Origin of the sequence: Paenirhizobium cremeum (assembly GCF_047553425.1) — a bacterium.
Taxonomy (GTDB): Bacteria; Pseudomonadota; Alphaproteobacteria; order Rhizobiales; family Rhizobiaceae; genus Allorhizobium; species Allorhizobium cremeum.
The window spans coordinates 1493200-1518044 of record NZ_CP180217.1 but is presented as its reverse complement, the minus strand read 5'-3'; the positions used below and the strand labels follow the sequence as shown (position 1 = coordinate 1518044).

Below are 24845 nucleotides of genomic sequence, written 5' to 3'. Positions count from 1 at the left end.
CCGCTCCGGGAGGCTCGCGGACCGGCGAGCATAACTGTGCACCCGTACGCAACTCGCTGTGAGTCAAAAGACAACAAGATAAGGGTTGGGAAAAATGAACAAGACGATTCTGTCCGCCGTTCTCGGCGCCACGGTTTTCGGTTTCGGCGCAGCGGCGGCGAACGCCGGCACTCTGGACGACGTGAAGGCCAAAGGCTTCGTCCAGTGCGGTGTTAACGGCTCGAATCTTGCCGGCTTCGGCGCGCAGGACTCCTCGGGCAACTGGACCGGCCTCGACGTCGACCTGTGCCGCGCGGTTGCAGCCGCCGTCTTCGGCGACGCCACCAAGGTCAAGTACACGCCCCTTTCTGCGAAAGACCGCTTCCCGGCGCTGCAGTCCGGCGAAGTCGACATGCTTGCCCGCAACACCACCTGGACCATCAGCCGCGATTCGCAGCTCGGCTTCGACTTCCGCGCGGTGAACTATTATGACGGCCAGGGCTTCATGGTTCCGAAGAGCCTGAACGTGAAGTCCGCTCTCGAGCTTTCCGGCGCCGCGGTCTGCGTTCAGGCCGGCACCACCACCGAGCTCAACCTCGCCGACTACTTCAAATCCAACAACCTCGAATACAAGCCGGTCGTGTTCGAGAAGCAGGAAGAAGTCGACGCCGCCTATCAGTCCGGCCGTTGCGACGTCTATACGACCGACCAGTCGGGCCTCTATTCGATCCGCCTGTCGCTGTCGAACCCGGCCGATCACGTCATCCTGCCGGAAATCATCTCCAAGGAGCCGCTCGGTCCGGCCGTCCGCCAGAACGATTCGAAATGGCTGGATATCGTGACCTGGGCCCATTACGCCATGGTGGCGGCTGAGGAATTCGGCATCACCTCGGCAAACGTCGACGAGATGACCAGCTCCGCCAACCCGGACATCAAGCGCTTCCTCGGCGTCGAAAAGGACCAGACCATCGGCAAGGACCTCGGCGTTGACGAAAAGTGGGCCTACAACATCGTGAAGCAGGTGGGCAACTATGGCGAAAGCTTCGATCGCAACGTCGGCGAAGGCTCGAACCTGAAGATCCAGCGCGGCCTGAACTCCCTGTGGACCAAGGGCGGCCTGCAGTACGCCCCGCCGATCCGCTAAGCGCCAAGCAGACTTGGGAAGGCGCCTTCCCGGTGCCTTCCCACCGACAACGAATGAGAAGACGGCCGAAGACGGTCGCAACAGGGGATAACGCATGGCAGTGGTCGCCACGAACGGAGACGGCGCTGGCCGCCCGGTACAATCCTTCATTTACAACCCGACCGTTCGGCAGTTCGTATATCAGGCGCTGACGGTGCTGGCGATCGTCTGGCTTTTCTGGTTTGCCGGTTCGAACGCAATAGCGAACCTCGAAAAGGCCAACATGACGGCCGGTTTCGAGTTCCTCAACGGTCGTGCGGGCTTCGACATCGCGCAGACCCCGATCAGCTACTCGAGCGATGAATCTTACGCCCGGGCATTGCTCGTCGGTTTCATCAACACTTTGATCGTCGCCGGCTGCGGTATCGTTACCGCCACGATCATCGGCCTGCTCGTCGGCATCGGTCGTCTGTCGCACAACTGGCTGATTGCCCGCCTGACGACCGTCTATGTGGAAGTTTTCCGCAACATCCCGCCCCTTCTGGTTATCTTTTTCTGGTACAAGGGCGTGCTGTCGCTGCTTCCGGACGTCCGCGCCTCTCTTGAACTGCCGCTCTCGATCTTCGTCAGCAATCGCGGCATCTACATGCCTGCACCGATGTTCGGTGAAGGCGGCTGGATGATACTCGCGGCCCTGGCTGTCGGTATCGTTGCGGCCATCGCTTACACGAGATGGGCGAACAAGCAGCAGTTGCTGACCGGCCGACGCCCGCCGGTCCTGCTGGTCAACATAGCGCTGATCGTCGGCCTGCCGCTTGTCGTCTTTGCCGTCCTCGGCTTTCCCGTGACCTTCGACATTCCGGAGCTCGGAAAATTCAACATGCGCGGCGGCACCGTGATCGGGCCGGAATTCCTGTCGCTCTATCTGGCGCTTTCCTTCTATACGGCGGCCTTTATCGCCGAGATCGTGCGCGCAGGGATCAAGGGCGTATCGAAGGGTCAGAACGAGGCGGCCTCCGCTCTCGGTATTCGCCCGCGCCTTACGACACGTCTCGTCGTCCTGCCGCAGGCGCTGCGCATCATCATTCCGCCGCTCACCTCGCAATATCTCAACCTGACCAAGAATTCCTCGCTGGCGGTCGCCATCGGTTATGCCGATCTCGTGGCGGTCGGCGGCACGATCCTCAACCAGTCCGGCCACTCGATCGAGATCATCGCGATCTGGATGGCGATCTATGTGTCGATAAGCCTGGCGACTTCCCTGTTCATGAACTGGTTCAACGCCAAAATGGCCCTGGTGGAGCGCTGAGATGGACAAGAACTCCGTTTCCTATGTACGGCAGGACTTCCTGCCAGCCCTTCCCGCCCCGACCAGCGACAGTTCGGTCGGCGGCTGGCTGCACAAGAATCTCTTCGCCACGCCGCTCGACAGCCTGATGAGCGTCCTGTTCGGCGTCGTGATCGTTTGGTTCCTCGCCTCGAGCGTGGACTGGCTGTTCCTCTCGGCGGTCTGGACCGGTGAAGGCCGCGCGGCCTGCGCTACAATCGCCCAGGGCGGCACACAGCCCGATGGCTGGAGCGGCGCCTGCTGGGCCTATGTCGGCGACTGGTTCACCCAGTTCATGGTGGGGTCCTATCCGCGCGACCAGCTGTGGCGACCGATCCTGATCGCCATCCTGTTCGTCGGACTGCTGACCACGATGCTGATCCCGTCCTTTCCCCGCAAGGGACTGAACGCGATCCTGCTTCTGGTGGCTCTGCCGATCCTTGCCTATGTCCTGCTGCTCGGCGGCTATTTCGGCCTCTCCCATGTCGAGACGACCCAGTGGGGCGGCTTGATGGTGACGCTGATCCTGTCTTTCGTCGGCATCGTCGTCTCATTGCCCGTCGGCATCCTTCTGGCACTCGGACGCCGGTCGAAAATGCCGATCGTGAAGGCGGCCTGCATCGGTTTTATCGAACTGGTGCGCGGCGTGCCGTTGATTACCGTGCTGTTCATGGCCTCCGTGCTGCTGCCGCTGTTCCTCGCGCCCGGCAACAATATCGACAAGTTCCTGCGCGCGCTGGTGGGCGTATCCATCTTCGCCTCCGCCTACATGGCGGAAGTGATCCGCGGCGGTCTGCAGGCGATACCGAAGGGTCAGTATGAGGGCGCCGATTCGCTCGGTCTCAGCTATGGCCAGAAGATGACCTTCATCATCATGCCTCAGGCGATGAAGCTCGTCATTCCGGGCATCGTCAATACCTTCATCGGCATGTTCAAGGACACGTCGCTGGTGTCGATCATCAACATGTACGACCTGCTCGGCATCGTGAAGGCAAGCTTCGGCGATGCAAGCTGGCTGACACCGGTGACGCCGCTCACCGGCCTGATCTTCGCCGGTTTCATTTTCTGGCTCTTCTGCTTCGGCATGTCGCGCTACTCCGCCTTCATGGAGCGCCACCTCGACACCGGCCACAAACGATAATTCAGGGAAACACACATGGCTAACACGCAACCCGCCAAGATGACCGTCTCCGACACCGATGTGATGGTCGAGATCATCAACATGAACAAGTGGTACGGCGATTTTCACGTACTGCGCGACATCAATCTCAAAGTGATGAAGGGCGAGCGCATCGTCATTGCCGGTCCCTCGGGCTCGGGTAAGTCGACGATGATCCGCTGCATCAACCGCCTCGAAGAGCACCAGAGCGGCCACATCATCGTTGACGGCACCGAACTGACTAACGACCTCAAGAAGATCGACGAGGTGCGCCGCGAGGTCGGCATGGTGTTCCAGCACTTCAACCTCTTCCCGCATCTCACCATTCTGGAAAATTGCACGCTCGCGCCGATCTGGGTGCGCAGGATGCCGAAGAAGGAGGCCGAGGAAGTCGCGATGCATTTCCTCAAGCGGGTCAAGATCCCGGAACAGGCCCACAAGTATCCCGGCCAGCTTTCCGGCGGCCAGCAGCAGCGCGTGGCGATCGCCCGTGCGCTGTGCATGAAGCCGAAGATCATGCTGTTCGACGAGCCGACATCGGCGCTCGACCCGGAAATGGTCAAGGAAGTGCTCGACACCATGGTCGGGCTTGCCGAGGAAGGCATGACCATGCTGTGCGTGACGCACGAAATGGGTTTTGCCCGTCAGGTCGCCAACCGCGTGATCTTCATGGACCAGGGCCAGATCGTCGAGCAGAATTCACCGGCGGAGTTCTTCGACAATCCGCAGCACGAACGCACCAGGCTCTTCCTCAGCCAGATCCTGCATTAAGCCGACGCGCAAGATACGCTGCGGTTTTACCTCCGCAGGCGTGCAACAAGAACCCAGCCGGAAGCAGGGCCGCTGCATATGGGTACGTCCAGCTCGCAAGATAAAGCCCGCAGGTCCGCACCTGCGGGCTTTGGCATGTCATGCTCGCCGTTCGACAGGTGAGCGGCCTACGGGCACCAGGTTTCCTGCTTGCCCATGCGCGGACGCGCCAGTCCCTCCGACACAAGAATCGATCCCAGCGAGCGACCGTTGCGGGCGACGATCCGCGTTTCGGCGACATCCTGTCCCTTGAGCGTGGAGAACTCGAGATCACCGCCATTCAGCAGGTCGCGCAGCCGCACCTTGGCGGCAAAGCCCTTTTCTCGCTCCTGTTGGCACCGGGCCTTTTCCGTTTCGGGCGCCACGATATCGGCGAGCGCGATCCGGGTCTTGCGGTACCAGAAGGTGTCGCCGCTGGCGACGCAGTTATCGAGGCCGGACGTTCCGCAGAAATAGAACTTCCCCGAAAATCCCTTGCCGAGCAGAACGGTCTCCGTCCGGGGTATGTCGGCAGCCGCGGGTTTGGCCGAAACCGGACTGACCGTCGCGCCGCCAACCGGGGTCGGCGGGATCGGACCGTCGGTGCGCTTCGCCTCCTGTCTCGGCCTTTCCGCAGGAGGCGCGGCGCGCATCGCCGGCAGGGCCTCCTTGCGTACCGGCTTTGCTGAGGCTTCGGTCTGAGATACGGAGGAACGCGCCCTTTCCTTGCCGGACAGATAGGCAAGCACCGATGGCGGCAATTTCCCACGATTATCATAGGCGGCGATGCCGCCCGCCACGATAAGCAGGGCTGCGAGCCAGGGCCAGAGGCTTCCCGAACTCTGCCTGCCTGCGGCTTTCCTGCGTTTTCGCGGGGCGCGTTTGGTCTGGGTCGTGCCTGCCATGGAAGCCTCTCGTCTGCGGCGCTTTCGCTTGCTGGAGCATGTCGCGATCCGGCGGATGCGCGGCCTATGCTTTAGATCCCTGTTCCTTCGCATGCCATGGCCGCAAACCGCTCAACGCTTTTGCGCACCATGTCTCAGGATGTGCGCGGCATTGGTAAATACTTGCTGAACAGCTTTTCTCCCCGGTCCCGCCGTCCACTGGATTCCGCCCGGCTTACGCCGGACACGCGTGGAATGGGCGCATTGGGTTCAAGTCCGCCCTAACCCGTTGAATACATTGGCCACCAATTTTGCCGGCTAAACAATCGAACGGGCTATCACATTCGATAGCCCTATCGGGCGGCTTCACAATGCCTAAAATAGATGCACAAATTCTCTTTCACCGCATGCGGTGGGGAGGAGCCAAAATGCAAATAAAAACAAAACTGTGGCCTGATACAATCCGATGTCGCGTAACTTTCGCGATGTCGCTTACGGCAGAAAGAACCTTTCCTTACCAGGGATAGGCTTCAGCCGGAAAGACGACCAGGCAAAAACCTCAAAATCGAAAAGACGACCGCTTAGTCGCTGACCGGACATGCTGTCCGCAGCCGACTCGCGTCCTTTCGCGCCGTTTTCACCAGATGATTCTGCCGAAGCAGGAAGCACCGTTCTGCGGCCTTTTGCTGCGCGCCGATGATTCGACCAGTTCGGGAGGCATGCCATGCGTGCCGCGTCCATTTGCGTCCTCGTCCTGGCCACGGCAATCCTGCCGGCATTGCCCGGCGGCGCTGTGCAGGGCAGTGGCCTCGACCGTCCCGCATTCCTCGAGGAAAAGGCCCCCGTGCTCGCTCCCTTCGCCTTTGTGCGATTCTGCCTGGCGGCACCGAGCGAATGTGCCATGAAGCATGGCGCCGGCGAGGTGAGAGACGACATTGCAGCGGACATTGCCGCGATCAACAGAAGCGTCAATCATGCGATCGTCCCGCGCCGGGACAGGCCCGGACAAGACCTCTGGACCCTTTCGCCCTGGGCGGGCGATTGTGAGGACTATGCGGTGACCAAACGCAGAAAGCTCATTGAACACGGCCTGCCCGCCCGCGCGATCCGTCTTGCCGTCGGCCTTACACCCGATGGCCGGGGCCATGCAGTCGTCATCGTCAGAACCCGAAACGGCGATCTCGTTCTCGACAATAGAAGCGATGCTGTCAAACGGGCCGACGAGGTCGATCTCGTCTGGATGAAGATCGAATCGGCCGATAATCCGAAATGGTGGTATGCGCTTTGAAGTTTGGCGACCCCTGTTGGACTCGAACCAACGACAACCTGCTTAGAAGGCAGGTGCTCTATCCAGCTGAGCTAAGGGGCCGAACCGTCCGCCGTCGTCGCGGGCGGGATACGACGATGTCACCCAGTCGCCTGCGGTCGGTCAGTGGGTCCAGGGCTGCAGGCGGTTGAAACGGAAATTGTCGGAATAGGAGACGGACTGGCGCTTCGGTTCTTTCGGCTGAAGCACGCGATATTCGATACCCTCGCGCCTGGCATAAGCTTCCGCCTGCTCCAGCGTATCGAAAACGAGCTTCACCTGCTGCCGCGTGTCGGCGGAGCTGGTGTAACCCATGATGGGGTCGATCTTGCGCGGGCTGGCCTGGTCGAACTCGAGGATCCAGACATGGGCCTTCGCCTTGCCGGACTGCATTGCCGTCTTTGCCGGGCGGTAGATCTTCGCAGACATGGTCGCATCCAACTCCAGAGTGACGGGAGGAAGCCCTCCCTGTCGTTTGATCGTCGCACCAGCCGCAAACCGGAAAGCCGCGGCCAATTCTGAATGGTCGGAGTGGAGAGATTCGAACTCCCGACCCTCTGGTCCCAAACCAGATGCGCTACCAGACTGCGCTACACTCCGTTCCAGCAATCACAGCCGGAATACACGGTTCACCATTGACCCGCAACAGTAAAAAACCGGTATTCGCATCATGCCCCAGGCCACCGGCGAGAGGCGTCGCGCGACGGCTCACGGGACCGCAATGGTGACATGCGCTCCGGCGGCGATCCCCAGTTCGGCGGCGCGGCCGCCCCGAATTTCCAGCACGTATCGCACCGGTCCACCGGACGAAATGATTGATTCGGAATAGGGAACGGCCCGGCCGGCCACCCGGCGGACCGTTCCGGCGGCATCGATAAACAGCATGTCCAGCGAAAGCGGCGTATTTTTCATCCACATCATGACGTCCCGCTCCAGGCCGAAGTCGAAGATCATGCCTTCGTCGTCGCCCAGCGTCTCGCGATACATCAGGCCATGCTCCCGCTGCTCCGGGCTGAGGGCCAGTTCGACCTTGAACTCGTGGGTCTTGCCTTCAGGCGTTTCGATCCGCAACAGGCCCCTGTCAAAACGGACGTCGTCGGCGGTACCCGGCCGCACAAGCGCCAGAAACAGAAAAAGCGCCAGAAAGGCGCTCTTTGCCAGTTCGACGATCGCCACGCGGACCTCAGTGCGCACGGGCAGCCGGCGCCGGATTGTCGGGGTGGATTTCAGCCGCCATCAATCCCTTGTCACCATTGCCATAACGCACGAGCACGGTCTGTCCCGGCCGCAACTCGGTCAGGCCGAAACGACGCAGCGTCTCCATGTGCACGAAAATGTCCTCGGTCCCCTCTCCGCGCGTCAGGAAGCCAAAGCCCTTGGTCCGGTTGAACCACTTGACCAGCACGCGCTCGAGCCCGCTCGTCGGCGTTACCTGAACGTGGGTCCGCACGGGCGGCAGCTGCGAGGGATGAACCGCCGTCGACTGATCCATGGAGAGGATGCGAAACGCCTGGTAGCCGCGGTCGCGCTTCTGGATCAGCGCGACGATGCGGGTGCCTTCCAGGATCGTCTGATAACCGTCGCGACGCAGGCAGGTCACGTGCAGCAGGACATCCTGCATGCCGTTGTCCGGCACGATGAACCCGAATCCCTTCGCGACATCGAACCATTTGACGACGCCAGTGATCTCGATCAGGTCAACGGCTTCGCCGGACAGCTCTTCGAAATCCGCGAGCCCTTTCGGTGAAATCCTGTCCGCCATCTCCCTAGCCCCTCGAAAACGCGTCACATCGTAAAGTTAACCGATTCTTGACGTTCAGATTAACATTCCCACAATGGATCAACGCAAGTCCTAGATTCAGATATTCCCAGATGCTTTTTGGGCTATGAGGCTTGCTCGAAACTGTCGCCTGATCCATATCCCGTACAGTCATCAGGAGAAGCTTCATGCGTTATCTTCACACCATGGTTCGCGTCAAAGATCTGGACGCAGCCCTCGATTTCTACTGTAACGTTTTCGGACTCGTTGAGGTCCGTCGCATGGAAAACGAGAAAGGCCGGTTTACGCTCGTCTTCCTCGCCGCCCGCGACGATCTGGATGCCGTGCGGAGCCATATGGCGCCCTGCCTTGAGCTGACCTATAACTGGGACACCGAGGATTATACCGGAGGACGCAATTTCGGTCATCTCGCCTATGAGGTCGATGACATCTACGCGATCTGCCAGAAGCTGATGGACAAAGGCGTGACGATCAACCGGCCTCCGCGCGACGGCCATATGGCTTTCGTGCGCTCGCCCGACGGTATTTCCATCGAGATCCTGCAAAAGGGTGAGAACCTGCCTCCTATGGAACCCTGGCTTTCCATGCCCAATACCGGTGCCTGGTAAGATCGCACCCGCCTCGCGCAAGTTCATGGCCCTAGGGTCGCGTTTCGAATGGTTCGCCACATCCGGCGCGCCACGCTCGGAACGCGGCGGGGCTAACAGCGGGACACCGCATTTGACGCCGCGCAGCCGATCAAGAGGTATCTGCGCATGGCTTTTCGCTTCGCAAGGGCAAACCCTGCTCTCCGCTCTCTCCTCATCGGCGCTAGCCTGATGGCGCTCGCCGGATGCCAGACCAGCCAGCTGGTCGAAAGCATGGAAATCGGCGACGCCACGCCGGAGGCGCCCCCCGCCGTTCCCAAGAAAAACAAGGGCGCCCTGCCCGCCGCCGCTTCCGCCTATACCGATCCGCTCGTCGTCAGCGTTCCCGACGGCAAAAAGTCCCCCGCCGTTTCGCGTGCAAAGGAGCCATCATCTGCCGAGCCCGCCCAGCAGGTCGCGGCACCGGCCGATCTCGGCGAGCTGACCATGCAGCCAACCACCGTATCGGCCGGCCGAAACAGCATTTTTTCGCCACCGCCCGAAGCAGCCATGCCGGAATTGCCGACGGGGGAAAATCCGGCGACCGGAGGGGAGATGGCGTCGCTTTCCCCGAACAGTAACGCCTCGTCCAGCATCGTTCCCGCCGATCTGCCCTCCCGGGCCGTCAGCCCGATGAGCAAGAGCCTGTTCAGCGCCGACCTGCCGGAGCCGGTCGAGCCTATGCGTGAAACCGCCGTCATGCCGGATTATCAGGAGCCGATGGCTCCGGCGAAGTACGATGCGGCCGAGCCGGTTTCGCTCGCCGAGGAGGAAACCGAAAGCTCGCCGTCTGCCAAGCCCGTCGAAGCGAACGGCCAAGACGTGGCGACCGCGGAAACTCCGCAGAAAAAGCGCAGGTGGCTGCCTTCGCTGTCCGAACTTCTCTCCGGCGGCAAGAAGGACAAGGCAGCCGCCGAGACCTCGACAGAGAACCGCTGATCCGGCCATTTTCCCGGCCAATGCCGACCGCAGGAAGCCAGCATATTCGCCAACATGCTGGTTTTATTCATTTATCCCTTCATTTTCCACAGGCGTTCCGCGACTGTCATTTTTTTGCAAAAAATCGAAATTTGCCGCTTGCGGGAATAAATCCTCCTGACTATAAGGGCCTCCACGGAGCGCACGCGCCCTTCGTCTATCGGTTAGGACACCAGATTTTCATTCTGGGAAGAGGGGTTCGACTCCCCTAGGGCGTGCCACTCCTGTTTCTTTTTTCCCGTCGAATTTCCGATAAATCCTGGTCAGAGAGAGCACCGGAACGCCCGTCTCTTGGCAGGGGAACGGACATCCGCCGCCGTTTCGACGGTTGTTCACGGCATCGGTATTTTTTCGAAATTAGAATGGAAAAACAGCAAGATTCCGCTTGCGGGTTTTTCAAGCCCTGACTATAAGGGCGCCACGAAGCGCACGCGCCCTTCGTCTATCGGTTAGGACACCAGATTTTCATTCTGGGAAGAGGGGTTCGACTCCCCTAGGGCGTGCCACTTCTTCTTTCCCCGAGATTATTGCGTTATCGTGTAGCGGCTGGCGAAAGCCGTTTTCGCTAGGGTGCCTTCGCGGCATCGAGGATACGCATCTGCACGCGCCTTGTGCCCTGCCAGTGATCCGCACTGAGTGACCCCGCGACATGGATCTGCGCGCCCCGGCCATTGAGCAGGAAATCACCGAGCGGTGTTTCTGCGGCGCGAAAGGCTATCCCGTCCAGACGGGAGCCGTCCTGCGCTTCAATCGTGATCTTCACATGCGTCGTGCCGACGGGCCTTGCGTCCTTCAGCCTGTGGGCGGGAATGGCGAATACCGGCTGCGGATGGCCGGAACCATAGGGACCGGCCGATTCGAGCTGGTCGATGAGTGCAACCGTGGCAGCCGAGGCGCCGAGGGCCCCGTCAATCTTCAGGGCGCGATTGGCGGAGAGCGAAGCGACCTGCGCGGCCGAGGCTTCCTCGAAGAATGTCCGCAGCCGCCCGAGATTCGCTCGCTCGACGGTCAGTCCCGCGGCCATGGCGTGGCCTCCGCCCTTGAGCAACAGGCCGGCATCGACGGCGGCACGCACCATTCGTCCCATGTCGAAACCGTTGATCGACCGACCGGAGCCGGTGCCCCTGCCCGAGGGGTCGAAGGCGATGGCAAAGGCAGGCCGCCTGAACTTCTCCTTGAGTCGGGCTGCAAGAAGCCCGACAATGCCCGGATGCCAGTTATCCCTCGCGGTAACGATCACGGAGGCCGATTCGCCAGTTCCGTATTCGGCAAGTACCTCCGCTTCGGCTTCCGCCAGCATCACCTGCTCCATCGCCTGACGCTCGCGATTGAGTTCGTCGAGCCTCTCGGCGATCTGGTCGGCCTGCGCAGCATCATCCAGAGTGAGGAGGCGGCTTCCCAGTGCGGCATCGCCTATCCGGCCGCCGGCATTGATTCTCGGCCCGACCAGGAAACCGAAGTGGTAAGGCGTCACGGGCCCGCCAATCCCCGCCACGCGCAGCAGCGCGGCAAGACCGGCATTGTTCTGGTGTCGCGCGGCAATCAGCCCCTTCACGACATAGGCGCGGTTCAGACCCTTGAGCGGGACGACGTCGCAAACGGTGGCGAGCGCCACCAGATCGAGCCATCCGAGCAGATCGATCGAACGCGCCTTCGGGTGACCCGCTTCGCGCAGGATGCGCAGCGTCGCCACGAGGACGAGGAAAACCACACCGGCGGCGCAGAGATGCCCCTGCCCGGAAAGATCGTCCTCCCGATTCGGGTTGACCAGCGCGAGACAGGGCGGCATCTCGTGGCCCATCTGGTGATGATCGATCACCACGACGTCCATGGCACGATCTGCCGCGGCAGCCAGCGCCTCAACGCTGGTCGAGCCGCAATCGACGGTGACGATGAGCTGCGCGCCCCTGTCGATCAACTGGCCGATCGCGGTCGGATTGGGTCCGTATCCCTCAAAGATGCGGTCTGGAATATAGATTTCCGCCTCGATGCCGAAATGGTGGAGGAAGCGATGGAGCAAGGCTGACGACGATGCGCCGTCAACATCGTAGTCGCCGAAGATGGCAACCCTTTCGCCGTCACGGATCGCCTTCACCAAGCGTTCAGCCGCCCTGCCGCAGTCGGTGAGCCGCAGAGGGTCGGGCATCAGCGTGCGAATCGTCGGATCAAGGAAGGCCGGGGCATCTTCGACCGACACGCCCCGACCGGCGAGCACGCGGGAGACAAGATCCGGAAGGCCGTGAAGCTGGCTGATTGCAAGCGCCCTGTTCTGCCCGGCCTGATCGAGGCGGGAAACCCAGCGCTGACCCGAAACGGACTGCTCTACACCCAAAAATGCGCGCGGGACGGGATCTACCGGTTCTTCCATGCCTCAAATGCCCAATATACCTGTCCTTCTTCTACAGGTCCCAAGGCAAATGAACAGCCCTTCCGCTGGCAGAATACCAACGCCACGCACTTCTTCCACGCAGACGACAGGGCCCAGGCGAATAAACCCAGGCCCGAAAGGCGGAAAATCCCGCAGCGATGTTTGTCAGGAAAGAAGCCAGGCAACAGAAGCAAACGGGATCATCATCAACGATACGAAGAGAATAATCATCGCCCAGTTGCGCATGCCCTCGAAGTCATCGTCCTGAAGGCGTCTCACTTCGCCGACGCTCCAAGGCGCGATCTGAACGCTCTGCCAGCCAGAATCGTATCCCCTGACCGGCGACAAATGTGCCGATTTTTTCATGCGGATCATTCAAGGCTCCTCCCAAGACCCCTAAATCATCGGTGTGAATAAAAGCTACGCTGCTTCGAAGGAATATGCGAGAGGGTTCAGGTCATATCCACGTGAAAATTCAAATTATACTGCAAAAAGACAAAAATATTACTGCATTGCAGCGAAATTCGAAGAAAAACCGAACGCCTATATCGCGTTGCAGCATGAAATTCTTCATCATCGAGCGCCAAGGTTCCCGAAAGGGCCCTTATGCCGATTCGCCCTCCCCCTCAAAACAGCAGGAGCGCGAGACCGATTACCGGAAGGACCGACAAGGCGAGAAAGATAAGGATCATCGCCCAGTTGCGGCTACCCTCGAAATCATCCGTTTCCGAAGGCGGATCGTCCGGCCAATCCTCGATCAAAGCTTCATTCGGTTTTTTTTCCTGAAGCTTGGTGTTCTTCCGAGACATCGCCGGCGTATGCGGCGGCATTCCTGCGTATGACATATGGGCCCTCCCCCCGAGAACCAGCTCAACCAATGGATGGTACTTATAGCATTATTCCATCCGATGCCACGATCATATTCACTATATATGATATGTAAATATTCATACTTATGGGCATGATCGTTTTCTCGCGTTGCGCCAGGCGCAACGGGCAACGTTCCAGCCGCTCACAGGGGAAAATCCGTTGTTCGCTCAGGCGCTCTTCGGCCGCTCGATACGGATCACCTGCGGCTCACCGATCAGATAGCCTTCATGCTTGATGGCCGAAACAGCCTTGCGCACCGCATTCTCCATCGTCGCATGGGTTACGAGCACGATCGTCACTGGTGCATCGGCGGTCGTATGCTGAGACCGCTGCACGATCGATTCCAGCGAGATACCGTTCTCCGCCATCTTGGTGGCGATGCTCGCGAAGACGCCGGCGCGATCCACCACCGAAAGCCGGATGAAATAGCCGCCTTCGTGGCTCTTCATCTTCGCCTGACGATAGGGTTCAAGCAGCGCCGCGGGACGACCAAGCACCGGAACCTGCTGGGCGCCCGGCCGGCTCTTGGCGATATCGGTGATATCGCCGAGAACGGCGGAGGCCGTCGCATTGCCGCCGGCACCGGGGCCAACCATCAACAGTTCGCCAAGGATGTCGGATTCCAGCGCCACGGCATTGGTCACGCCGTCGACCTGGGCGATCACCGAATCCAGCGGCACCATTGTCGGGTGCACCCGCTGCTCGATGCCGCTTTCGGTACGCTGTGCGACACCGAGCAACTTGATGCGATAGCCGAGTTCGGCCGCCGCATTGATATCCTCGATCGAGATGTTGCTGATACCTTCCAGATAGATATCGTCGGCTGCGATCTCGGAACCGAAAGCGAGCGTGGTCAGAATGGCGAGCTTGTGGGCGGTGTCGTTGCCCTCGATGTCGAAGGTCGGATCGGCTTCCGCATAACCCAGACGCTGCGCTTCCTTCAGGCAGTCCTCGAAGGACAACCCCTCCTTTTCCATCCGCGTCAGGATGTAGTTGCAGGTGCCGTTCATGATGCCGTAGACGCGCGAGAAGTTATTGCCGGTCAGGCTTTCCCGCATGGCCTTGATGACGGGAATGCCACCGGCGACCGCAGCTTCATAGTTGATAAGCAGGCCTTTTTCTTCCGCGAGGCGCGCGAACTCCACCCCATGGCGGGCGAGGAGCGCCTTGTTTGCCGTCACCACATGCACGCCACGGGCAAGGGCTGCGCGCACCGACTGATCCGCCGCGCCGTCGGCGCCACCGACCAGTTCGATGAAAACGTCGATATCGGCGTTCTCGGCGAGATCAACGGGGTCATCGAACCAGGCAATGCCGGAAAGATCGACGCCGCGATCCTTGTTGCGGTTGCGGGCGGAAACCGCCGTGATCGTGATCGCGCGACCGCAGGCAACCGCAAGCGCGTTGCTGCGCTGCTGGATGATCCGGACGAGCGAGGCACCGACGGTACCCAGACCCGCAATGCCGATTTTCAGGGCATCAGCCATGGTTCTTTCCTGACATTTCGAATTCGGAGGTCGGGCGGCCGCGAACGGGCCGCCCCGGGGATCTCAACGGTGGGCGTTGAGAGAGATCACATTATGCATGGTATCGTCGGCCGTCGAGAGGAAGCGCTTGAGATTGCGCGCGGCCTGGCGGATGCGATGCTCGTTCTCCACCAGAGCGATACGGACGTAATCATCGCCCTGCTCGCCGAATCCGATGCCGGGAGCGACCGCGATATCGGCCTTTTCCACCAGCAGCTTGGAAAATTCGAGCGAGCCCATGGCGCGGAATTTTTCCGGGATCTTCGCCCAGGCGAACATGGTGGCCGCCGGCGGCGGAACCTCGAAGCCGGCCTTGCCGAAGCTTTCGACCAGCACGTCGCGGCGGCGCTTGTAGACGGAGCGGACTTCCGCGATGTCAGAACCATCGCCGTTCAGCGCATGCGTCGCGGCCACCTGGATCGGGGTGAAGGCACCGTAGTCGAGATAGGACTTCACGCGGGTCAACGCCGAAATCAGGCGCTCGTTGCCGACGGCAAAGCCCATGCGCCAACCGGGCATGGAGAAGGTCTTCGACATGGAGGTGAACTCGACGGCGATATCCATCGCACCGGGAACCTCGAGCACCGACGGCGGCGGCGGACCGTCGAAGTAGATTTCGGAATAGGCGAGATCCGACAGGACGATGATGTCGTGCTTCTTCGCGAAGGCGATGACATCCTTGTAGAAATCCAGCGAGGCAACATGCGCCGTCGGATTGGACGGATAGTTGAGAATCAGCGCCAAAGGCTTGGGGATCGAGTGCCGCACGGCCCGTTCCAGCGGCGGGAAGAAGGTCTCGTCCGGCTCGACGGAGATCGAACGAATCACCCCGCCCGTCATCAGGAAACCGAAAGCATGGATCGGATAGGTCGGGTTGGGGCAAAGCACCACGTCGCCCGGCGCGGTGATGGCCTGCGCCATGTTGGCAAAGCCCTCCTTGGACCCGAGCGTGGCGACGATCTGGGTATCCGGGTTGAGCTTCACGCCGAATCGGCGGGCGTAGTAGGCTGCCTGTGCGCGGCGCAGACCGGGAATCCCCTTGGAGGAGGAGTAACGATGCGTGCGCGGGTCCTGGACCACTTCGCAAAGCTTGTCGACGATCGCCTTCGGAGTCGGAAGATCGGGGTTGCCCATGCCGAGATCGATGATATCGGCGCCACCGGCTCGCGCGCTCGCCTTCAAACGGTTGACCTGTTCGAAAACATAAGGCGGCAGACGCCGGACTTTGTGAAACTCTTCCATCTTCAACCCCTGGGGACCGCGCGGATTTCTACCGCGGCAGGCGCGTTCGTTCTTCTGGCTATCGCCCATCCCGCAACGAACCGCAAAACCGGGACAGGACGAGTGTAATGCATGGAATGCGGTAGCGGCAAATCATGGCGCAAATCCGCAAAACCGCCGACAAACTTTCAGGAAACCGGTGCCGGTCGCATCTGCGTTGCTTTGCTTAAAAACACTCTCAAACGCAAGCGCTATTTGGTAATCTGGGCCTGGGTTTCGGCGCCATGCTCGGCAGCGAGCTTGCGCAGTTCCTGCACGCGACGCTGATATTCAGCTTCCGAGATCGCTCCGGAGCGGCGGGCGGCACCAAGCGACGACAGTTTTCGCTCGAGATCGCCGGCCTCCTCATTGCTCATCTGGACGCTTGCGGCCGTCAGGGAACCGGAAAAATCCGGATAGCCGTCGGGCGATGTCGAGGAAACCGTCGGGCCAACGGGCGCATCCGGATCATCGACCGTGACCTCCAGAGAAGCCGGCGTTGACGATGCAGCGACGGGCTGCTCTTTCGTGGAGGTGCAGCCGGACAACATCAGAATCGCGGCGGCGGCACCGATCCCGAGACGCGCTGCCATTCCGTTTGTCCAAGTATCGTCGATCATTATCGCTATCCGCTGACAGTCGTGGTTCTATAGAGCCGCAAGCCCGGATTGCATTGCATGTCAGCCCGGCTTTCGTATTGCTGGAACTTGTAGTCGTTTTCGGGCAGGATGCGCAATTACAAAAGACACCGGCAGAACGATCCTGGGGAGGACGGCTTGAGCAGCGAACGCGAAGATGCGCAGCAGAACGGTCCGGGAGCGACCGGTTTCGATCCGAAGCTGATCGAACCGTATATCGTCAAGGACCCGGAAGCGCTTGCCGTCAATGTCGCCCGGGCGCTTGAAAATCTCGGCAAGGCCGCCTCCGTCTGGCTTGCGCCGCGCGAACGCGGCGAAATCGTCGATCCGGTTTCGGAACCGATGGCCGAACTCGTCAAGACCATGTCGAAGGTCACCGAATACTGGATGGCCGACCCAAAGCGCACGCTCGAGGCGCAGACCCACCTGATGGCTGGCGTCTTCGCCATGTGGTCGCGCACGCTTTCGCGCTTCTCCGGCAGTGCAAGCGACCTGCCGCCCGAACCGCCCGTCAAGGACAAGCGATTCGCCGACGAGGACTGGCAACGCAACCCGTTCTTCGATTTCCTGCGACAGGCCTATGTCGTCCTGAGTGAATGGGCGGAGAAGCTGGTCAACGAGGCGGAAGGGCTCGACGAACACACGCGCCACAAGGCAGCCTTCTATGTCCGCCAGATCACGGCGGCGCTGTCTCCCACCAATTTCGTCGTCACCAATCCGCAGCTCTATCGCGAGACGGTCGCAAGCCATGGCGCCAATCTGGTCAGGGGCATGCAGATGCTGGCGGAGGACATTGCCGCCGGAGGCGGCGAATTGCGGTTGCGCCACACCGACACGAGCAAGTTCGCTGTCGGCGAGAACATGGCGGTGACGCCCGGCAAGGTGATCGCGCAGAGCGACATCTGCGAGGTCATCCAGTATGAACCATCGACCGAAACGGTTCTCAAGCGACCGCTGCTGATCGTGCCGCCGTGGATCAACAAGTTCTATATCCTCGACCTCAACCCACAGAAATCCTTCATCAAATGGTGCGTGGCGCAGGGCCACACCGTCTTCGTGATCTCCTGGGTCAATCCGGACGAACGCCATGCCGACAAGGATTGGGGAGACTATATCGAGGAAGGGATCGACTTCGCGCTCGACACCGTCGAAAAGGCAACCGGCGAGACGGAAGTGAACGCCATCGGCTATTGCGTGGGCGGTACGCTTTTGGCCGCAACCCTTGCGCTGCATGCCCAGCTAGGCGATCGCCGCATCGCCAGCGCGACCTTTTTCACCACCCAGGTCGATTTCACCTATGCGGGCGATCTCAAGGTCTTCGTGGACGAAACGCAGATCGGCGGGCTGGAGGAGCGCATGCGCCAGACCGGCTATCTCGACGGCTCGAAGATGGCGGCGGCGTTCAACATGCTGCGCGCCTCCGAACTCATCTGGCCGTATTTTGTCAACAACTACCTGAAGGGCCAGGACCCCATGCCCTTCGACCTGCTCTACTGGAATTCCGATTCCACCCGCATGGCGGCGGCGAACCACTCCTTCTACCTGCGTAACTGCTACCTCAACAACAATCTGAGCCAGGGCCGCATGCAACTTGCCGGCAAGACCGTGTCTCTGAAGGACGTGACGATCCCGATCTACAATCTGGCGACCCGCGAGGACCACATCGCTCCGGCCAAGTCGGTCTTTGTCGGCAGCGCGCTGTTCGGCGGTCCCGTCGAGTACGTACTGAGCGGTTCCGGCCATATCGCCGGCGTCGTCAATCCGCCGGACAAGGCGAAATACCAATACTGGACCAACGGCGCCCCGGTGGGCAGCTATGAGGATTGGGCCGCGAAGGCGAAGGAAACCGCAGGTTCCTGGTGGCCCCACTGGCAAGCCTGGATCGAAGCGCAGGACAGCGAGCGCGTCCCTGCCCGCACGCCGGGCGGTGGCGCTTTGAACGCGATCGCCAATGCGCCCGGAACCTACGTTCTGGCGCGGGTCTAGAATCCGCACTGCCGGATGATGGGCGGGAGTAGGCGGCAAGCGACAAAGATCGGCGCCCCATTTGCGGCGATCACGGCGACAGGCTACACCCTGTCCATGCTCTTCGATCCGCCCCTAGTCCCTGCCCGTCTCATCCGTCGATACAAGCGCTTCCTGTTCGATGCCGTTCTTGAAGACGGCCGGGAGATTACCGGTTTCTGCCCGAATACCGGCTCGATGTTGGGCCTGACGACGCCCGGTTCACGCATCTGGCTCTCCGAGCATGACAGCCCAAACCGCAAATATCGCCATGCGATGGAACTGGTCGAGGTGGATGGCGCGGTGGTCGGGGTCAACACGGCGCTGCCGAACCGGCTTGCCGAGGAGGCCATTTTCGCAGGGATCGTCGGAGATTTCAGCGGCTATCCGATCCTTCGGCGCGAGCAGCGCTATGGCCGGAACTCGCGGATCGATATCCTGCTCAGCGGGCCCGGTCGGCCGGACCTTTATGTCGAGGTGAAGAACGTGCATTTCACCCGAAGTCCGCGGCTTGCCGAGTTTCCGGATACGGTCACCGCTCGCGGCGCCAAGCATCTCAGGGAAATGGCCGATATGGTCGCGGCCGGCCACCGGGCCGCCATGGTCTTCCTCATCCAGCGCGGCGATTGCGACCGCTTCCGGCTTTCCGGCGATCTCGACCCTGTCTATGCAGCAGCCTTTGCCGAGGCCAGCAGCTGCGGCGTGGAGGCCTATGCGGTAAAATGTACCGTTTCACCGGCGGAAATCACGCCGTCAGGACTGATCGAGATAGACGAACCGGTCCTTGCTGCTTTATGACTTGAACGGAAATCGCAGACCAGACCGAAAGCATGTGCATGGTGACCTATGTCGATGCGGCAACCGCGCCGCTCAAGAATACCGGGGCAATCAGGCTCTACAACCAGGAAGACTTCGCAGGAATGCGCAAGGCATGCCAGGTGACGGCCCGCTGCCTGGACGAGCTGGCCGGCATGGTCAAGCCGGGTATCACCACCGATGCGATCGACCGTTTCGTTTTCGAGTTCGGCATGGACAACGGCGCCCTGCCGGCGACGCTGAACTACCGGGGCTACACCAAGTCCGTCTGCACCTCCATCAACCACGTCGTCTGCCACGGCATTCCCAACGACAAGCCGCTGCGCGAAGGCGATATCGTCAACATCGACGTCACCTATGTCGTCGATGGCTGGCATGGCGATTCAAGCCGCATGTATCCCGTCGGTGAGATCAAGCGTGCGGCCGAGCGGCTGCTGGAAGTCACCTATGAATGCCTGATGCGCGGCATTGCCGTCGTTCGCCCGGGTGTGCGCACCGGCGCCATCGGCGAGGCGATCCAGACCTATGCCGAGGCAGAGCGCTGCTCCGTGGTGCGCGATTTCTGCGGCCACGGCGTCGGCAAGCTTTTCCACGACAGCCCCAACATCCTGCATTACGGCCGCTCCAACGAAGGGCCGGAATTGCGGGAGGGCATGATCTTTACCATCGAGCCGATGATCAATCTCGGCCGGCCGCATGTCAAAGTGCTCGCCGACGGCTGGACGGCGGTCACGCGCGACCGGTCGCTCACTGCGCAATACGAACACGCCGTCGGCGTCACGGCGACGGGCTGTGAAATCTTCACGCTCTCACCCGCCGGGCTCGACCGCCCGGGCCTGCCGCCCCTCAAAGGCTGACCATGACCCGCCCGCCGCTTTCTGATCCGCCGGATAACCAAAACTCCGCCGCAACAGAAAGCGGGGCGGACGAGGACACGACCGAGATCACCGATGAGCGCGGATTTTTCGCCGAACAGACGGCCAAGGCCGGCAACCTCAAAAAGCGCGCGCCGGTCAGCGAAGTCGTCGATACGGCGGAAGCCCATTATCACGGACATCGCGACCGTCTCCGGGCGCGTTTTCGCGATGGCGGCGACGGCGCGCTTGCCGATTACGAAATGCTCGAACTGCTGCTCTTCCGGCTCATTCCCCGACGCGATACCAAACCGATCGCCAAGGCGCTGATCGGCCGGTTCGGTTCGCTGGCCGGCGTGCTCGGTGCACCGCCCGCCCTGTTGCAGGAGGTCAAGGGCGTCGGCGAGACCGTGGCGCACGACCTCAAGCTGATCGCCACCGTCGCGCAGCGCATGCTGAAAAGCGAATTGCGCGGCAAACAGGTTCTGGCCTCATGGTCATCGGTGATCGACTACTGCCACTCGGCCATGGCCTACGAGACGACGGAACAGTTCCGCATCCTCTTCCTCGACAAGCGCAATGCGCTGATTGCCGACGAAGTGCAGGGCCGCGGCACCGTCGACCACACCCCCGTCTATCCGCGTGAGGTGGTGAAAAGGGCGCTGGAGCTTTCCGCAACCGCCATTATCCTGGTCCACAATCATCCAAGTGGTGATCCGACCCCTTCGCGCGCCGATATCGACATGACGAAAATGATTATCGACACGGCGAAACCGCTCGGGATTACGGTGCACGATCACATCATCATCGGTCGCGACGGCCATGCGAGCCTCAAGGGGCTGCGGCTCATCTGACCGCGGCCACGGCGTGCCGGGGACAAAATTCCCTAGCGCTGATGCGAACGGATGACGGAGAGGAAATCGTCGCCATATCGTTCGAGCTTCGCCTGCCCGACACCCGAAATTCCGAGCAGCGCATCGCGGCTCGTCGGGCGTTCCGTTGCAAAGGCAATAAGCGTCGTATCGGGGAAGACGACGTAGGGCGGCACGGAAAGCGCCTTGGCGATCTCCATACGGGTGGCGCGCAGCGCCTCGAAAAGCTCCATGTCGGCCCCTTCGAGCGCATTCCTCGCATTGGCCGCGCGAAGGCCGGCGCTCTTTACCGCCTTGCCCTTGGTCGGACGGTCCTTGCGGAACAGAACCTGCCGTTCGTGCCGGAAGACCGCGCGGGCCTCCGGCTCCAGTTTCAGTGCGCCGAAAGCCTCGTGATCGATGCGTACGAGCCCGGCTGCGAGAAGCTGACGGTAGACGGACTGCCAGGTTCTCGTCGGAAGATCGCGCCCAGCACCGAACACGGGCATATCGACATGACCGAAGCGTATCGTTCTCTCGTTCTCGTTGCCGGTCAGCACATCGATCAGGTGTCCGGTACCGAATCGCTCACCTGTACGGTAAACGGCGGCCAGGGCCTTGATCGCCGCTTCCGTTCCGTCCCAGGTCTCCACCGGTTTCAGGCAGGTATCGCAATTGCCGCAATTGCCGGCATGCGTCTCGCCGAAATGGGCTAGGATCGCCTGTCTGCGGCAGCCGGCCGTCTCGCAGATGGCGAGCAGCGCGTTGACCTTGGCCCGCTCGACACGCTTGATGTCGTCACCGGCGTTACCGCCGTCGATCATCCGGCCACGCTGGATGACATCGGCCATGCCGTAGGCCATCCAGACTTCCGATGGCAGGCCGTCGCGGCCGGCGCGACCGGTTTCCTGATAATAGGCTTCGACGGAGCCCGGCAGGTCGAGATGGGCGACATAACGGACATTCGGCTTGTCGATGCCCATGCCGAAGGCGACGGTCGCTACGAGGCAAAGCCCCTCCTCCTTCAGGAAAGCGTCCTGATGGGCATCGCGAAGCTCGCGCTCCATGCCGGCATGATAAGGAAGCGACCGCAGGCCTTGCGTGTTCAGCCATTCGGAGGTTTCCTCGACCTTGGCGCGCGACAGGCAATAGACAATGCCGCTCTCGCCCTTGTGACGCCCGAGGAAGCCGAGGAGCTGCTGGCGCGGCTGATCGCGCTCGACAATCTCGTAGGCGATGTTCGGACGATCGAAGGACGTGGTGAAGACCGCGGCCGCTTCCAGCCCCAGCCTCGCGATGATGTCGTCGCGCGTATGCGGATCGGCGGTCGCCGTCAGCGCCATACGCGGCACCCCGGGATAGTCATCGGCGAGCCGGCCGAGTTCCCGGTATTCTGGGCGGAAATCATGTCCCCACTGGGAGACGCAATGGGCTTCGTCGATGGCGATCAGCGCAATGCTTGCCTCGCCGATCATCTCCCGGAAGGCCGGCGTTACGATCCGCTCCGGCGTGACGTAGAGAAGGTCGAGTTCGCCGCGGGTAAGCGCCCGGCGGATATCGACGAATTCCTCCCGCCCGAGGGAAGAATTCAGCGCGGCGGCGCGCACGCCGAGCTGCTTCATCGCCTCCACCTGATCCCGCATGAGGGCGATCAGCGGCGATACGACGATGCCCACTCCATCGCGGCAGAGCGCCGGGATCTGATAACAAAGGGACTTTCCCGCGCCGGTCGGAAAGAGCACGACCGCGTCGCCGCCGGCGACGACCTGAGCGACGACCTCCGCCTGCCTGCCGCGGAAGGCGGGATAACCATAGACCTGCTTCAGGACGATGAGCGGATTTTTCGCGCCTTCACGGTCGAACAGGGGATCGGTGCGGCTCTGGGTCAGTTCCATGGAATCGCCTTCTCGGGAAGCCGGCATTATGCACAGTTCATCCGGTGCGGCGAGCCTTTGCGACTTCGCAGGACATGCGGCCGTGCCGATAACGAAACAGTCAGAATGACCTGCTAATTTCTGCTGCAATGCGGCATTCGCCGTTTCCGATTCGCTTTCAGGGGCTTGAGGGACACACCAGATGAACAGTTATGACTTCGTTGTCGTCGGCAGCGGACCGGCCGGACGGCGGGCCGCCATTCAGGCTGCCAAGCTCGGCAAGCGCGTGCTGGTCATCGAAAAGGGCACGCGGGTCGGCGGCGTCTCCGTCCATACCGGCACGATCCCTTCCAAGACGCTGCGCGAGACGGCCCTCAACCTGACCGGCTGGCGCGAGCGTGGCTTCTATGGACGCGCCTATCGCGTCAAGCAGGAGATCCGCGCCGAGGATCTGCGCCGACGCCTGTTGATTACCCTCGATCACGAGGTCGACGTCCTGGAACATCAGTTCGCCCGCAATCGCGTCAGCCAGCTGCGGGGCAAGGCCCACTTCATCGACCCCAAGACCCTTGAGGTGGAAAAAGAGGACGGCGAGGTCCTGCGTGTGCAGACGGAAGCCGTGCTGCTTGCGGTGGGCACCCGGCCCTACCGGCCGGCCCATATTCCCTTTGACGGCACGAGCATCCTCGACAGCGACGAAATTCTGGAAATCAAGGAACTGCCGCGGTCGATGGTCGTCATCGGCGCCGGCGTCATCGGCATCGAATATGCGACGATCTTCAGCGCGCTCGATACGGCCGTCACGGTCGTCGAGCCGCGTGATACGATGCTGGACTTCATCGACAAGGAAATCGTCGAGGATTTTTCCTATCAGCTGCGTGACCGCAACATGAAACTGATCTTCGGCCAGACGGTGGAAAAGGTCGAGAAGGAGCCGAGCGGACGCTGTCGGGTGATGCTGCAGAACGGTCGCGTGCTCACCGCGGAACTGGTGCTTTTCGCCGCGGGACGGGTCGGTGCGACCGATCTGCTCAACCTTGAAGCCTGCGGCCTCGAGGCCGACACCCGCGGCCGTATCAAAGTCGATCCGGAGACCTTCCAGACCGCGGTTCCCGGTATCTATGCCGCCGGCGACGTGGTCGGCTTTCCGAGCCTTGCCTCGACCTCGATGGAACAGGGCCGCATCGCCGCCCGCCATGCCGTCGGCGCGCCGGCACAGGAGCCGCCGCAATATTTTCCCTATGGCATCTATGCCGTCCCCGAAATCTCGACCTGCGGGCTGACGGAGGAAGAAGTCCAGCAGCGCGGCATTCCCTATGAATGCGGTATCGCCCATTTCCGCGAGACCTCGCGCGGCCATATCATGGGGCTCGATAGCGGCCTCCTGAAAATGATCTTCTCGCTGAAGACCCGACGCCTGCTCGGCGTCCACATCGTCGGTGAGGGAGCGACCGAACTCGTGCACATCGGCCAGGCGGTGCTGAACCTGAAGGGCACCGTCGAATATTTCGTGGAGAATACGTTCAACTATCCAACGCTCGCCGAAGCCTACAAGATCGCGGGGCTCGATGCGTGGAACCGGATGGGGGAACTGAAGAAGGAAGCGTGAGTTGGCGGCTGGTTTGCGCTATCGGGCGACGTTGCAAAAATTAGGAAAACAAGTGTCGCTTTAATTGGGAATTTTGTGAGAACGGTATACTTGCCAAGCCAATCTAAAAACAGGATCATGCGCTCGTCCGTGTAACTGGCGAATACAGATGGGACACCATCGGGGAGCACGGAGACACAAAGCCGCTCGCCTGGGCATCCTCCAAAACCGAAAGGAGCATGTCC

Annotated in this window: 23 protein-coding genes, 4 tRNA genes and 1 riboswitch; of the genes, 14 read left to right on the top strand and 13 right to left on the bottom strand. The window is 61.2% G+C overall.

Translation table 11 applies throughout. The features are described from left to right. Window positions 1–94 precede the first annotated feature (94 nt). The 4 genes from ACLBKR_RS07660 to ACLBKR_RS07645 all read left to right on the top strand — a co-directional run bounded on the left by ACLBKR_RS07660 (window position 95) and on the right by ACLBKR_RS07645 (window position 4359). Entirely contained in the window at window positions 95–1123 is a 1029-nt protein-coding gene (locus ACLBKR_RS07660; RefSeq protein WP_112830165.1) for an amino acid ABC transporter substrate-binding protein, read from the top strand. A gap of 94 nt (window positions 1124–1217) precedes the next feature. Then, complete coding sequence (locus ACLBKR_RS07655; RefSeq protein WP_112830166.1) at window positions 1218–2411, top strand: amino acid ABC transporter permease; 1194 nt, start codon at window positions 1218–1220, stop codon at window positions 2409–2411. A gap of 1 nt (window position 2412) precedes the next feature. Next, window positions 2413–3570: an amino acid ABC transporter permease gene (locus ACLBKR_RS07650; RefSeq protein WP_112830167.1), complete on the top strand. Its 1158-nt coding sequence runs from the start codon at window positions 2413–2415 to the stop codon at window positions 3568–3570. 15 nt (window positions 3571–3585) lie between these two features. Then, entirely contained in the window at window positions 3586–4359 is a 774-nt protein-coding gene (locus tag ACLBKR_RS07645; RefSeq protein ID WP_112830168.1) for an amino acid ABC transporter ATP-binding protein, read from the top strand. A 167-nt stretch (window positions 4360–4526) separates the two neighbouring features. On the opposite strand, the gene ACLBKR_RS07640 is transcribed toward ACLBKR_RS07645, so the two are convergent. Further along, window positions 4527–5282 carry a nuclease gene (locus tag ACLBKR_RS07640; protein WP_113487681.1) on the bottom strand — a complete coding sequence of 252 codons (756 nt, stop codon included), beginning with the start codon at window positions 5280–5282 and terminating at the stop codon, window positions 4527–4529. Between the two features lie 703 nt (window positions 5283–5985). On the opposite strand from ACLBKR_RS07640, the gene ACLBKR_RS07635 reads away from it, so the two are divergent. Then, window positions 5986–6549 (top strand): transglutaminase-like cysteine peptidase, encoded by a 564-nt coding sequence (locus tag ACLBKR_RS07635; protein WP_113487679.1) that lies wholly within the window; start codon window positions 5986–5988, stop codon window positions 6547–6549. A gap of 4 nt (window positions 6550–6553) precedes the next feature. Here the strand turns inward: ACLBKR_RS07635 and ACLBKR_RS07630 are convergent. From ACLBKR_RS07630 to ACLBKR_RS07610, 5 genes are all read right to left on the bottom strand, one after another. Further along, a tRNA-Arg gene (locus ACLBKR_RS07630) sits at window positions 6554–6630 on the bottom strand. 60 nt (window positions 6631–6690) lie between these two features. After that, the gene (locus ACLBKR_RS07625; protein WP_162759213.1) at window positions 6691–6996 is read right to left on the bottom strand and encodes an ETC complex I subunit; all 306 of its coding nucleotides are present in this window, start codon (window positions 6994–6996) and stop codon (window positions 6691–6693) included. Window positions 6997–7090: 94 nt separating this feature from the next. Beyond that, a tRNA-Pro gene (locus ACLBKR_RS07620) sits at window positions 7091–7167 on the bottom strand. A 108-nt stretch (window positions 7168–7275) separates the two neighbouring features. Further along, complete coding sequence (locus ACLBKR_RS07615) at window positions 7276–7761, bottom strand: DUF192 domain-containing protein (RefSeq protein WP_113487676.1); 486 nt, start codon at window positions 7759–7761, stop codon at window positions 7276–7278. After that, window positions 7751–8329 (bottom strand): cold-shock protein, encoded by a 579-nt coding sequence (locus ACLBKR_RS07610; protein ID WP_112830173.1) that lies wholly within the window; start codon window positions 8327–8329, stop codon window positions 7751–7753. The genes ACLBKR_RS07615 and ACLBKR_RS07610 overlap by 11 nt, the downstream gene beginning before the upstream one ends. Before the next feature lie 185 nt (window positions 8330–8514). Between ACLBKR_RS07610 and gloA the strand changes: the two genes are divergently transcribed. From gloA to ACLBKR_RS07590, 4 genes are all read left to right on the top strand, one after another. Continuing rightward, window positions 8515–8955 carry a lactoylglutathione lyase gene (gene gloA / locus ACLBKR_RS07605; RefSeq protein WP_113448409.1) on the top strand — a complete coding sequence of 147 codons (441 nt, stop codon included), beginning with the start codon at window positions 8515–8517 and terminating at the stop codon, window positions 8953–8955. A gap of 147 nt (window positions 8956–9102) precedes the next feature. Further along, window positions 9103–9912, top strand: coding sequence for a hypothetical protein (locus tag ACLBKR_RS07600; RefSeq protein ID WP_162761958.1), 810 nt, complete (start codon window positions 9103–9105; stop codon window positions 9910–9912). Between the two features lie 185 nt (window positions 9913–10097). Further along, a tRNA-Glu gene (locus ACLBKR_RS07595) sits at window positions 10098–10172 on the top strand. 210 nt (window positions 10173–10382) lie between these two features. After that, window positions 10383–10457: transfer RNA gene (locus ACLBKR_RS07590), tRNA-Glu, on the top strand. 59 nt (window positions 10458–10516) lie between these two features. Here the strand turns inward: ACLBKR_RS07590 and recJ are convergent. The 6 genes from recJ to ACLBKR_RS07560 form a co-directional block, all read right to left on the bottom strand. Then, window positions 10517–12319 carry a single-stranded-DNA-specific exonuclease RecJ gene (recJ, locus tag ACLBKR_RS07585; protein ID WP_112830176.1) on the bottom strand — a complete coding sequence of 601 codons (1803 nt, stop codon included), beginning with the start codon at window positions 12317–12319 and terminating at the stop codon, window positions 10517–10519. A 165-nt stretch (window positions 12320–12484) separates the two neighbouring features. After that, a complete protein-coding gene (locus ACLBKR_RS07580; RefSeq protein ID WP_112830177.1) occupies window positions 12485–12694 on the bottom strand; it encodes a hypothetical protein in 210 nt (69 codons plus the stop codon). 251 nt (window positions 12695–12945) lie between these two features. Next, entirely contained in the window at window positions 12946–13164 is a 219-nt protein-coding gene (locus ACLBKR_RS07575) for a hypothetical protein (protein ID WP_162759210.1), read from the bottom strand. A gap of 192 nt (window positions 13165–13356) precedes the next feature. After that, on the bottom strand, window positions 13357–14676 hold the full coding sequence (locus ACLBKR_RS07570; protein WP_414901274.1) for a homoserine dehydrogenase: 1320 nt from the start codon (window positions 14674–14676) through the stop codon (window positions 13357–13359). Window positions 14677–14739: 63 nt separating this feature from the next. After that, entirely contained in the window at window positions 14740–15957 is a 1218-nt protein-coding gene (locus tag ACLBKR_RS07565; RefSeq protein ID WP_112830180.1) for an LL-diaminopimelate aminotransferase, read from the bottom strand. Between the two features lie 230 nt (window positions 15958–16187). After that, the gene (locus tag ACLBKR_RS07560) at window positions 16188–16595 is read right to left on the bottom strand and encodes an SHOCT domain-containing protein (protein ID WP_112830181.1); all 408 of its coding nucleotides are present in this window, start codon (window positions 16593–16595) and stop codon (window positions 16188–16190) included. A gap of 108 nt (window positions 16596–16703) precedes the next feature. Between ACLBKR_RS07560 and ACLBKR_RS07555 the strand changes: the two genes are divergently transcribed. The 4 genes from ACLBKR_RS07555 to radC all read left to right on the top strand — a co-directional run bounded on the left by ACLBKR_RS07555 (window position 16704) and on the right by radC (window position 21141). Beyond that, on the top strand, window positions 16704–18599 hold the full coding sequence (locus tag ACLBKR_RS07555; RefSeq protein WP_112830182.1) for a class I poly(R)-hydroxyalkanoic acid synthase: 1896 nt from the start codon (window positions 16704–16706) through the stop codon (window positions 18597–18599). Window positions 18600–18695: 96 nt separating this feature from the next. Beyond that, window positions 18696–19415, top strand: a complete 720-nt coding sequence (sfsA, locus tag ACLBKR_RS07550) for a DNA/RNA nuclease SfsA (protein ID WP_113439050.1) — start codon at window positions 18696–18698, stop codon at window positions 19413–19415. 38 nt (window positions 19416–19453) lie between these two features. Next, window positions 19454–20290, top strand: coding sequence for a type I methionyl aminopeptidase (gene map, locus ACLBKR_RS07545; RefSeq protein WP_112830184.1), 837 nt, complete (start codon window positions 19454–19456; stop codon window positions 20288–20290). Window positions 20291–20292: 2 nt separating this feature from the next. Next, window positions 20293–21141 (top strand): RadC family protein, encoded by an 849-nt coding sequence (radC, locus tag ACLBKR_RS07540; RefSeq protein ID WP_414901271.1) that lies wholly within the window; start codon window positions 20293–20295, stop codon window positions 21139–21141. Window positions 21142–21173: 32 nt separating this feature from the next. Here radC and recQ read toward each other — a convergent pair whose 3' ends face one another. After that, entirely contained in the window at window positions 21174–23033 is a 1860-nt protein-coding gene (gene recQ, locus ACLBKR_RS07535; RefSeq protein WP_414901269.1) for a DNA helicase RecQ, read from the bottom strand. Between the two features lie 181 nt (window positions 23034–23214). Between recQ and sthA the strand changes: the two genes are divergently transcribed. Beyond that, complete coding sequence (sthA, locus tag ACLBKR_RS07530) at window positions 23215–24621, top strand: Si-specific NAD(P)(+) transhydrogenase (protein ID WP_113487566.1); 1407 nt, start codon at window positions 23215–23217, stop codon at window positions 24619–24621. A 121-nt stretch (window positions 24622–24742) separates the two neighbouring features. After that, window positions 24743–24824, top strand: a riboswitch (ZMP/ZTP riboswitch). Window positions 24825–24845 lie beyond the last annotated feature (21 nt).